The 9,881-nt window shown below is 50.8% G+C and carries 7 protein-coding genes and 1 CRISPR repeat array; all 7 genes read right to left on the bottom strand.

What is annotated here, in order from left to right:
* Nucleotides 1-214: 214 nt before the first annotated feature.
* Nucleotides 215-3,783: direct repeats of the CRISPR family, unit length 29 nt; unit sequence CGGTTCATCCCTGCAGGCGCAGGGAACAC.
* 107 nt (nt 3,784-3,890) lie between these two features.
* The 7 genes from cas2e to casA are packed head-to-tail and all read right to left on the bottom strand — an operon-like array spanning nt 3,891 to nt 9,630.
* Nucleotides 3,891-4,178, bottom strand: a complete 288-nt coding sequence (cas2e, locus tag J7438_RS24120; protein ID WP_209278607.1) for a type I-E CRISPR-associated endoribonuclease Cas2e — start codon at nt 4,176-4,178, stop codon at nt 3,891-3,893.
* 1 nt (nt 4,179) lies between these two features.
* The gene (gene cas1e, locus J7438_RS24115; protein ID WP_209278606.1) at nt 4,180-5,100 is read right to left on the bottom strand and encodes a type I-E CRISPR-associated endonuclease Cas1e; all 921 of its coding nucleotides are present in this window, start codon (nt 5,098-5,100) and stop codon (nt 4,180-4,182) included.
* 31 nt (nt 5,101-5,131) lie between these two features.
* A complete protein-coding gene (gene cas6e / locus J7438_RS24110; protein WP_209278605.1) occupies nt 5,132-5,752 on the bottom strand; it encodes a type I-E CRISPR-associated protein Cas6/Cse3/CasE in 621 nt (206 codons plus the stop codon).
* Nucleotides 5,739-6,404, bottom strand: a complete 666-nt coding sequence (gene cas5e / locus J7438_RS24105; RefSeq protein ID WP_209278604.1) for a type I-E CRISPR-associated protein Cas5/CasD — start codon at nt 6,402-6,404, stop codon at nt 5,739-5,741. The genes cas6e and cas5e overlap by 14 nt, the downstream gene beginning before the upstream one ends.
* A gap of 2 nt (nt 6,405-6,406) precedes the next feature.
* The gene (gene cas7e / locus J7438_RS24100; protein ID WP_209278603.1) at nt 6,407-7,624 is read right to left on the bottom strand and encodes a type I-E CRISPR-associated protein Cas7/Cse4/CasC; all 1,218 of its coding nucleotides are present in this window, start codon (nt 7,622-7,624) and stop codon (nt 6,407-6,409) included.
* A 35-nt stretch (nt 7,625-7,659) separates the two neighbouring features.
* Nucleotides 7,660-8,109 carry a type I-E CRISPR-associated protein Cse2/CasB gene (gene casB / locus J7438_RS24095; RefSeq protein WP_209278602.1) on the bottom strand — a complete coding sequence of 150 codons (450 nt, stop codon included), beginning with the start codon at nt 8,107-8,109 and terminating at the stop codon, nt 7,660-7,662.
* Entirely contained in the window at nt 8,110-9,630 is a 1,521-nt protein-coding gene (gene casA / locus J7438_RS24090; RefSeq protein WP_209278601.1) for a type I-E CRISPR-associated protein Cse1/CasA, read from the bottom strand. It lies immediately after the preceding gene.
* Nucleotides 9,631-9,881: the final 251 nt, after the last annotated feature.

Raw genomic sequence — 9,881 nt, 5'->3', positions numbered from 1 at the left:
TTTATCAAGTACGTGGCACTAAGTTGCCTGACTTGTTTCTGAATGGCTGTACACATAATCCACCCAACGACACTGGTTTTATAAGAGATTATTTTAGTCGATAAATTGCGCGGGCTCTGTTTTTATTGCACCTCTGAGACTGTTGCGGCTGTAGGGCTTAGTGATTCATCGGGAATTGCTGCATGACCAGGCGAGCCGTTCTCATTTCAAGCAACGGTTCATCCCTGCAGGCGCAGGGAACACGCTCGATGCCTCAAGGGACTAACCCTATTGGCCGGTTCATCCCTGCAGGCGCAGGGAACACCCGGTCTGCAACCGTATCTTTTCCACTTCTGGCGGTTCATCCCTGCAGGCGCAGGGAACACCAACACCGGCTAACCGGGATCGACTTCTAACTCGGTTCATCCCTGCAGGCGCAGGGAACACGCCAATATCCAGCAGGGGCAGGCGTGGTTTAACGGTTCATCCCTGCAGGCGCAGGGAACACGCCCGGCAGATGGACGATAATGCCAATGGTGGCGGTTCATCCCTGCAGGCGCAGGGAACACCATTTTAAGAAGCATAGCGACGCGCCTCCGCCCGGTTCATCCCTGCAGGCGCAGGGAACACGGTGTCCGTGGCGTAGTAGGTGAATCCCTCGGCGGTTCATCCCTGCAGGCGCAGGGAACACGGCAAGGAATCCCGCCTCGGTCAATTCATAGGCGGTTCATCCCTGCAGGCGCAGGGAACACCTGCATAGATCGCTGTGAGTCAGGCCGTTCAGCGGTTCATCCCTGCAGGCGCAGGGAACACGAACAAGATATAACAGTTTCTCTGTCTGACGACGGTTCATCCCTGCAGGCGCAGGGAACACACAGTCTGTAACGGCATCTGAAGAAGGTATGGCGGTTCATCCCTGCAGGCGCAGGGAACACATGTCGTTAAGCCAAGAGTAATCTGGGTTTTTCGGTTCATCCCTGCAGGCGCAGGGAACACTTGCGTCTCCCCAAGGCCTGAGCGATCTGCTACTGGTTCATCCCTGCAGGCGCAGGGAACACAGCAATCACATCCGCAGCGATCATGTGAAAACCGGTTCATCCCTGCAGGCGCAGGGAACACCCTCAAACCGCCGCCAGATCCAGAGAGATATGCGGTTCATCCCTGCAGGCGCAGGGAACACAACCGGTGTGCCAGAATTTGGTAAGGCGCAAACGGTTCATCCCTGCAGGCGCAGGGAACACACCACTCACAAAAAAGGTGGTAATAATGAAAACGGTTCATCCCTGCAGGCGCAGGGAACACAAGCCGATCAGGACTACCGGCTCAGGGTTCAGCGGTTCATCCCTGCAGGCGCAGGGAACACAGTACAGCAAAGACATTAAAGAACTTGGGGACCGGTTCATCCCTGCAGGCGCAGGGAACACATTAATGGTTGTGGTCAGGAAGTCGTGATTTTCGGTTCATCCCTGCAGGCGCAGGGAACACGCGAAAGAAGGTAGTGCTGTATGGATGGCCGCACGGTTCATCCCTGCAGGCGCAGGGAACACTCCATACGGGTGTCCGCATAAAAAACGGAGAGCGGTTCATCCCTGCAGGCGCAGGGAACACTCAGCAACTTTAGAGGGTTACTGGAGCAAGGGCGGTTCATCCCTGCAGGCGCAGGGAACACCCACCACTTAGCATCCTGAGCCCGCGCCGCCGCGGTTCATCCCTGCAGGCGCAGGGAACACATCAGGTTAATCTCCCCGGCGTCACGAATACGCGGTTCATCCCTGCAGGCGCAGGGAACACCAGCGATTTCATTTCAACAGCCCCCCGAATCGCGGTTCATCCCTGCAGGCGCAGGGAACACATACTCCCGCCCTGCCCGTTTCAGCCAGATATCGGTTCATCCCTGCAGGCGCAGGGAACACAGCCACAAAGAGTAAAACAGCCAGGTAGTATCCGGTTCATCCCTGCAGGCGCAGGGAACACACCGGGTCAGTGGTTCAGCTGAATCCAAAGTCCGGTTCATCCCTGCAGGCGCAGGGAACACGTCTTGTATTTCATCCCAGACAATCAACGCATCGGTTCATCCCTGCAGGCGCAGGGAACACAAATCAACAGCATCATAACGTCCGACGTAAGGCGGTTCATCCCTGCAGGCGCAGGGAACACGGCGATCTAAGGGCCACGATCTAGCCAGGTAGCGGTTCATCCCTGCAGGCGCAGGGAACACCAGTACGACTGCGAGAACGCTGGTTTTCAGTTCGGTTCATCCCTGCAGGCGCAGGGAACACTGCAATTCATCATAAGACGGGCAGCGGCCACGCGGTTCATCCCTGCAGGCGCAGGGAACACGTATTACGGCTGGAATCAAAGCTCAATCGAGGCGGTTCATCCCTGCAGGCGCAGGGAACACGCCTGCCGCTGCTCGGCCTGCTGCTGAAGCTCCGGTTCATCCCTGCAGGCGCAGGGAACACATAAAGCCCCCTGGAAGGGTGGGACATATCGCCGGTTCATCCCTGCAGGCGCAGGGAACACACAACCACACCGATTATCTCCGTTTGACATAACGGTTCATCCCTGCAGGCGCAGGGAACACTCAGAAGAAGAAAATCCATGTTTATCAAAATCCGGTTCATCCCTGCAGGCGCAGGGAACACACGACAGTGCCGCCCTCTCCGCCTCCAACAGGCGGTTCATCCCTGCAGGCGCAGGGAACACCCTACTGTTATTTGTTTGTGTTGTATGGGTTACGGTTCATCCCTGCAGGCGCAGGGAACACGAGACAGGCGATCACCCCAATCATTAACATAACGGTTCATCCCTGCAGGCGCAGGGAACACGAATTACCGGCAGTTTATTAGAAACGATCAAACGGTTCATCCCTGCAGGCGCAGGGAACACGTCTGGCAGTAATGGCTCCAGCTCCTCCCCTGCGGTTCATCCCTGCAGGCGCAGGGAACACGTTTACGCCACGACCTAGCCACGTTCAGACTCCGGTTCATCCCTGCAGGCGCAGGGAACACCAGGTTGTTTCCGCACGAGTGCATACCTGTGACGGTTCATCCCTGCAGGCGCAGGGAACACGCTTACTTAACATCGGTTTTTTTCTGGTCAGCCGGTTCATCCCTGCAGGCGCAGGGAACACACCAATTAGCCCGCCGCATCAACGCTCTCCTGCGGTTCATCCCTGCAGGCGCAGGGAACACTGCCTCAAGTTGCTCGTTACAGATACTCAATGCGGTTCATCCCTGCAGGCGCAGGGAACACTGTTGTTTTAGAAAAGAATCCAGATTCAGAAACGGTTCATCCCTGCAGGCGCAGGGAACACAGCCTGATGGGGAGACTGATCCCGGTGTCTCGCGGTTCATCCCTGCAGGCGCAGGGAACACACCGAACCACACCAGACAACCGGGAGCGCTTCCGGTTCATCCCTGCAGGCGCAGGGAACACAAAGACGCCCCGGAAATTGTCAGAACCAAAGACGGTTCATCCCTGCAGGCGCAGGGAACACTCCCCGGCACCAAACTGACTGTTGATCGTAACCGGTTCATCCCTGCAGGCGCAGGGAACACAACCCAAACACATCCTCACAAGAGTGTTCGGCCGGTTCATCCCTGCAGGCGCAGGGAACACATCTCCTGAGGCATCCCACAAGATAACGCGGCCGGTTCATCCCTGCAGGCGCAGGGAACACGGCATCAGAAAAACGACTTTTATTTTCTATCTCGGTTCATCCCTGCAGGCGCAGGGAACACGATCACAGCCGCCGTTGCCCTCACTCTGTTACCGGTTCATCCCTGCAGGCGCAGGGAACACTCTAAAAAAATACACCAATAAATCAAAAGGTTGCAAGACCCAAAATTTCCACCAGCAAATTCATCAAAAATTCGCTGTAAATATTCCATTGTTAAAGAACAGATTGATTACTCTTCCGATTGAAAAAGAACCAGCCTTAAACCATCTTCTTCGATTGGTATTCTCCTGTTTGTGCCGTAGGTTTGAAAATCAAATCCGGATTCCGTGTTGGTTGCCCAGGCCATAGCCACATTGCCATCCTCAGCAAGGGCATTTATCTGCTCCCAAATCATTTCCCTGATTCTTATGGACACATCTCCAACGTACACACCGGCCCGAATCTCCAGCAGCCAGACCGCCAGTCTCCCCCTTAATCTTGGCGGTACATTTTCAGTCACCACAACCAGCATACTCATTTCAGCTGCTCCTGTGACCTGTATCACCTAACGAAACAGGCTCAGGAATCGCCGGTGGTTGTGCATCTTCCGGTGGCGGAGGTGGCGTAATTTCTCCCGCTGCCAGAATCTCTTCAATGGTGGGAATGATTTTTTTCAGTAGCCGTGTTTTACGAAAACTGTCACGACAGGCAATACGTACATCCCTGTCCGGACTATGGGTACCCTTGGCTGCAATCTGAAACGCCACCGGTACTACCGTTTCGAATTTGAACAGATCCGCAATGTCATACACAAACGCTTTGGGTTTACCGGAATGAATAAAACCGATAGCAGGCGCATATCCCGCCGCCAACACCGCTGCCTCAGTAACACCGTAGAGACAGGCTGTGGCGGCACTTAAACATTGGTTGATGGTGTCTCCTGACTCCCAGTCCTTAGGGTCATAACTTCGCCCCTTCCATTGCACACCGTATTGTTTTGCCATCAACTGATACGTTTTTCTGACCCTGGCACCTTCGAGGCCTCGCAGCTGATCAACTGAGCGACGGGAAGGGGCTGGCTCACCAAAACGAAATTCGAACATCTTGCGAACGACTTTCAGTCTCAGTTCTTCATCCAGAGCCAGTTTTGCCTGATAAAGCAACTTGTCTGACCTTGCACCACCCGGCTGACCGGCAGAGTATAGCCGAACACCGGATTCTCCAGTCCAAATCAATAGTGTCCCGGTCGTTGCCGCCAGTTTGACGGCAGCATGGGATACCCGTGTACCCGGTTCGAGCATAATACAGACGACAGACCCCACAGGAATATGCTTTCTGTCACCTTTGACTTCATCAACCACAACGAAGGCCCAATCCCGAACATCAATACGACCTTTACTGACAAACACCATTGACACCCGGTCTTTGATCGGGATGGGTTTTAGTGGGATAAACGACATCCAACCTCCTTGTCATTGTTATATTTCAGGCTTAACCAGTAGCCAGACTTAACAGCCCCATGCCAAAGGATTTGGCTGGCCCTATACCTTCAGCTACAACTATCTGGAATGCAGCCGGATCATTCACCAGCAATACCCCCTCAAACAACACCGGCTGCACCTTGCCACTGCGTTTCTCCCTTGCCTTACGGAAGTAAAGTGGATTTTCTTGCACTATATTCACTGCCTGTAAACGGGCTCCTGCTTGCCTGAGTTTACTGTCCAGCCATTGCTGCTGCTCTTCTTCCCTGATTAAAGGTACTTTAACAGAACGGATATGCGTTCTACCGTTACGAGTTACCGTACCTTTACGCTCATCCTTAATCGCCTTGACCGGATTACACCGTAGTCGGAATCGCAGTTGCTGACCTTCCTGAAATTGATAATTAATAGCTTTGGCTGCCAGGCAACGAACGTGCTCACCACTTCCAGTCGGTTTTAGGTGTGACTGCATTAATACCTGAGCACCAAACGCACGACTCAGGCTTTCTACACGAAACAGAAAGGAGCGGTTATCATCCGGTCGATCAGGAAATAATTGCCATAAAGCCCGGTGCAATTCGTAAGCATTTTTACTCTTTGCAGGAGCAATATGCACTTTAGCCAGATACATCACATCCCTCCTCTGTTGTCAGCACCTGCACATGGACTCTCCTGTTAGCAAACTGTCTTGGTTGTTCAGGGATGGGTATATCCCTGAGCTGCAGTTGGTGGTTGCCTGATGCTTCTTCGTTGTAGACCGTACCTGCTACAGGTTTAATTTTTATCAGTGCGGCCAGCGCATCTTCGGCTTCAATCATATCTTCAAACAAGGGACGAACCAGCGGACAGCTGCGTCGGCCCAGTACCGGAGTAAAAACAGGTTTGCATATAGCCTGCTGTAATTGATGCAGAGAGATACTGGCTTCTGCGAAATTCCAGATGGCAATAGTGTATTTGGCATCTTGCCAGTACTCGCGCCAGGTCTGAATGGTCTCATGGCTTTTCAGGCCCTGATAATCCACCCGTGCATCCTTCACGGTGTGGTAGTCCGTCATTTTTATCGGCCCGTGTTTGCCCTGATCAACACGTACTGCAAAGCCGACACTTGTCGCCAGTTGACGTTGCCTTTCACAGTCCGCACGGTCAATACCAAGACAGGCTCCCAGAAGCCCCAACAAGGCACTGCGCCCCGGAAAAGCCTCCGATGGTCGTAACCCTTCAAAGCTGTGTTTACCCCAGCTTTGCAAGGGACCTTCCAGTTTCAGAATCAAATGCTGTCGCATTATCAACCCTCACCATTGTTTTGAACCCACTGTTTCAGTGCAGGTAAGGACTCAACAGCATTAATACCTTGAGGTAGTTCAACATCCTCAAGCACCCATTCGGCACAGCAATCATCCAGACCAAACCCTACTGACAGTTTTTGCCAATGGTCATGAAGTTCCTTTATTGAAGGACTGCGAAAGCCATTGCCGGTTTCCTTCACAGGGCTTTCAAAGGCATTAGCCAGGGACAGTGGCTGGTCAGAAAAGCTAACCAGTGCCAGATCAGCCAGGTTATGGGCAGCAAAACTTTGTTGTTTGGCAGAAGGCACTTCGGTGGCAAGCATATGTAATACATGTGCAGCGATTTCCAGCGCCTGTTCACGGGGAGCATCACCCAGATTTTTTTGTAACTGCTGAAGGTTCAGGCTGGCATAACGGTAAAAAACGCCAGAAGAAAATTCCTGAGTATCCAGATGGCCCGATCCCATTTCCTGCAAATCATCCACAGCAGTGAACCAGTCGATATCGGCATCAACAGCGTGGGTGGTGATGGAATGGGCCACTGCAAGGGCACCATCAACATTGGTCATTAAACCCGATGTTGCCATTCGCCCCGACAACGCAATATCTGTTGCACGTCCACAAGCTTTTACCATTATTTCAGTGCGCTCTTTTAGCTCTCGTTTTACTATTTTTGCCAAGATAATATCTTTAACTTGATCATCAGATAATCTCGGTTTCTTTGCCGTTGCCTTTCGTTTACCCTCTTTCTCTATGGCTTTTACCAGTGACGCATGATCCTTTTCATTTAAATCAGACTCATAGATTTCCTGAACAAGCTCACAAAATATTTTAAACTCTGAGATAGACCAAGGAGCTACTGCTGTTTTCTTTTGTGTTATTTCCTCGTCCGATTCCATATCATCATCTGAGTCATCTATCACTTTACTGGAAAAAAGCTCTACACTCTTAGCAATCCATTTTTCATCAATTTTAGGGGCCAACTGAGTTAATTTTTTCGCCAATAACTCCAGTTGCCTGGTACGAATTGATACTTCAGGAAAATGCTCCTGATAATACTCACTGGTGCGCATTGCACGCTTAAGACTCTGGCTAGAAACGCGCACACGGCGTTTACCACCGAAAATAGCCGACTTCTGCATATTCATGTCATCCCGGTTAAGGCAGGATGGGCTGTGAGAAATCAGGATATGAAAGTTTATAAAATTCTTATTCATAAGACTGCCCTTTTAAATGTTGTGAAAAAAATGGTTCAGTGCGACTCTTTCTGATGCAGAAAGAAATTTTCCAGCAATTTTTGCTTTTGTTCCGGCTTATCCCAGCGCAATAGCAGCCAGGCTGTTTGAGAAAAGTCGACTATTGGGTTCACCTGTTGCAATAAACGCCGCAACTGAATCAGATCATTCGGTTCCTGTGAGCGAATCACCATGAACAGGCGTTTTTCCCTGACACCAGCCTCAGCCAGAGCTTTACCCAATGAATCGCCACCGTCCCGATGCTTCAGGTGTGGCAAACAGTAAACCAATCTCCGGATATTCTTGTGACTGCCATAACCTCGTGTTAAACGATAAAAGGCGGGGATTTCAATAAGGTCATCGGGTGCTGCAACCCTGCGCAACTCGGCTTTGAAGCCAGTACCCAAATCATCATAGCGATTCCACAGCCGGATGAAATCCTGAGATTTTTCATTAGAAGATTGCATTTAATTCTCCTCTGCAACCACAGGCTGAAGGCCAGCGAGCGATTTATTCAGGCTGCGCCGAGCCAATGCCAGTGCTTTGAGCATTTTGGGTTCCTGCCGGTAGGGTTGTGTGAGCTGATCAAAAAGTGCCTGTATGGTTTGCTTTAGTTGAAAGCGCAGGCGATCCATAGCAGGTAGTGGCTCACTGAAATCGATATCAGCAAATATGTCCCGAATCCACTGTTCGGTTTGCTGGAAATAGAGGTCATCCCCAGACTGACAGAGATTGACTCCAGCACCTTTGATTTCTCTGTTTTTATCCTTAATACCTTCTGCAAAGAGATAGAGAGCCCTGCGCAGAGCCGTTTTATACCCCAGACCTGTCTCTATAATGTGATGGATCACCTCCCCATGTTCAGCCCAGCCATCCGCCAGACTAAAAAAATCATGGCGACGCTCCAGCACAGTTGCCTGCTTGTTTCTATAACCGCCGATAATAAATTGTAAATACTTCTGCCTGATCAAATTGTCATCCCTGATCTGTATCAGCACAGGCGCAGGGTTTTGTCCTTCTTTTTTGGATTCCATGGCCACAACCAGACGGCTAAGTTGAGTCCAGCCAGGCGCTGTGGTGGTAAAAGAAGGAAACTTTTCTTCTTTTTTTCCTTTGGTAATCTTGAAGGAGCGGGCTGACAGTGGGTGAGGCCAGACGCCTTCTACCGTGTAATTGAACTTGGCTTTATTAAAACCCTTATACAATGGCGCAGTGACATTACAGACGCTACAGCAACCAGTATCTTCAGCAGGCAAGAGTTCAAAATGTGCTGGTTGCCACAGTAAACCACGGTTAAGGCCGATATTTGTTGCACAAATTTTCTCACCTGCTTTCACGGTATCTACATAGTTTGGAGCTTGTTGTGCAGTATCTTTGTACCACGGCATGACAGAGTTATTCAGACGGTCCTGATGCAGCACATTCAGCCACACTGTTATGCGCAGATCAGGCCCTGTAATCAGTTGCGTAATCGGTGTACTACCGCGCAAACTTCCCTTGAACCCTCCACCCATACTGGGGCAATTATTGGCCATATTAAACAAGGCTATCGCCGTACAACTGCCACAGAGTCCTTCCGCTAACCCTTGAGGATTAATAAAGGTTTTATTGGTACCGTCTGCCACACCTGCCAACAGCTTATCCATCGGAGTCGGTTCGCTCGCCTTAACTCCACGAATTTGCATAAAGGGTGTTTCCGGGTGATTCAGGTCAAACCAAGCCTTTTTATCCTCCACGCCAGTCAGAAATACATCGCAAGGCAAAGGCTTTTTGAGCCGGGCCAACAACTCCTTTCGATTAAATGGTGTGAAGCATACCTGAGTTATGGCTACCAATAATTGCAGACAAGCCAGCTCCAGGTCATCACGGGGTAGACAAAGATCGCCTTTTTTCTCCCCACATAAAAGTTGCTGGTACGTGATTCGCAGCCGGGCTCCTTCGTACTGGACGGGAATCCACGGTTCAGTGAGTAATGAGAATGGCTTCAATTTTTTTGTCCCTCCAGATTGACAGCCAGTGCAATAATCAAGGCTCAACATTCACGACACCTTGTTACAAAGTACAGAGCGTATTAAAGCACTTAAAATAGATCAAACAAGTATTTAGTTTATATAACGTGAGTTCGACGCTCATAAAGCCATAGGAACCCCTTCAGTCAGCACTGTTATATCAATATGGGGCTTCTTGGGTTGACGGGTATAAGCAATCAGCCCTGCTATCAGATTTACCGCAAAGTTGA

Origin of the sequence: Thalassotalea sp. G20_0 (assembly GCF_017744175.1) — a bacterium.
Classification (GTDB): domain Bacteria; phylum Pseudomonadota; class Gammaproteobacteria; order Pseudomonadales; family Endozoicomonadaceae; genus Endozoicomonas.
Note: the sequence above shows the minus strand (reverse complement) of the source record. Positions and strands in the feature narration are given on the sequence as shown.

What these genes read in the sequence shown, in the direction of transcription:
- cas2e (WP_209278607.1), bottom strand. Translation starts at nt 4,178, where the DNA reads ATGAGTATGCTGGTTGTGGTGACTGAAAATGTACCGCCAAGATTAAGG.
- cas1e (WP_209278606.1), bottom strand. Translation starts at nt 5,100, where the DNA reads ATGTCGTTTATCCCACTAAAACCCATCCCGATCAAAGACCGGGTGTCA.
- cas6e (WP_209278605.1), bottom strand. Translation starts at nt 5,752, where the DNA reads ATGTATCTGGCTAAAGTGCATATTGCTCCTGCAAAGAGTAAAAATGCT.
- cas5e (WP_209278604.1), bottom strand. Translation starts at nt 6,404, where the DNA reads ATGCGACAGCATTTGATTCTGAAACTGGAAGGTCCCTTGCAAAGCTGG.
- cas7e (WP_209278603.1), bottom strand. Translation starts at nt 7,624, where the DNA reads ATGAATAAGAATTTTATAAACTTTCATATCCTGATTTCTCACAGCCCA.
- casB (WP_209278602.1), bottom strand. Translation starts at nt 8,109, where the DNA reads ATGCAATCTTCTAATGAAAAATCTCAGGATTTCATCCGGCTGTGGAAT.